The organism is Micromonospora sp. LOL_015 (assembly GCF_048060275.1).
Lineage (GTDB): Bacteria > Actinomycetota > Actinomycetes > Mycobacteriales > Micromonosporaceae > Micromonospora_E.
In genome coordinates this window covers 1-666 of sequence record NZ_JBHMIO010000161.1, presented here as the reverse complement: position 1 = coordinate 666, position 666 = coordinate 1, and the positions used below count along the sequence as shown (strand labels likewise).

General features: G+C 61.9%; 1 tRNA gene. It reads right to left on the bottom strand.

Features of this window, described 5'->3' with window-relative positions:
• Window positions 1-234 precede the first annotated feature (234 nt).
• Window positions 235-307: transfer RNA gene (locus ACFHWU_RS29280), tRNA-Arg, on the bottom strand.
• Window positions 308-666 lie beyond the last annotated feature (359 nt).

Genomic DNA, 666 nt, shown 5'->3' with positions numbered 1-666 from the left:
CCCGTCACCCGGTCCCTGATCGCCTACGACCACTGACCGGACATCGGAACTACTCGTCTAGGTGGCGTGCGGCAAGCAGGGCAGGACTCGAACCTGCGAAAATGCCTCAACGCGCCGGGCTGTCGAAACATCAACAACCTGACGGACTGGCCGTATGACCTGCGACAAGTTCGCGTCCGTCAGGTGTCGCGCTGACCAGGAAGTTCAGTCGTGAGACCGTTATGTCCGATTGCGTGCCCCCGGCAGGATTCGAACCTGCGACACACGGTTTAGGAAACCGTTGCTCTATCCCCTGAGCTACGAGGGCGCGAACGCCGAGTCTACCGGCCACAGGCGTGCCTGATGTCTGCGGGGAGCGACCCGTAGTGGCGACCCAGCCTGGTGGGTACGCGTCGTGACCGGCCGTTTGGTGGGGTCGCGAAGTGGGTCCGTACCAGGGGCAACTTCTTACGGAACGGTTACGGCGCGTTACCTCAGGTGTCTGGGTGGATATCGACGGTCGTAGCATCCTGCTGTCCCTTCCGTCGGTCGGACCGATCCAGAGGAGAAGACGTGAGAATGCCTTACGTGACTCGAGTCGCAATGACGACGGTGGTCGGGCTGACCAGGGCTGTTGCGTAGTCGGTTGAGGGGCTCTTGAGCTGGGGTTTTCGATGGGATTCGGCG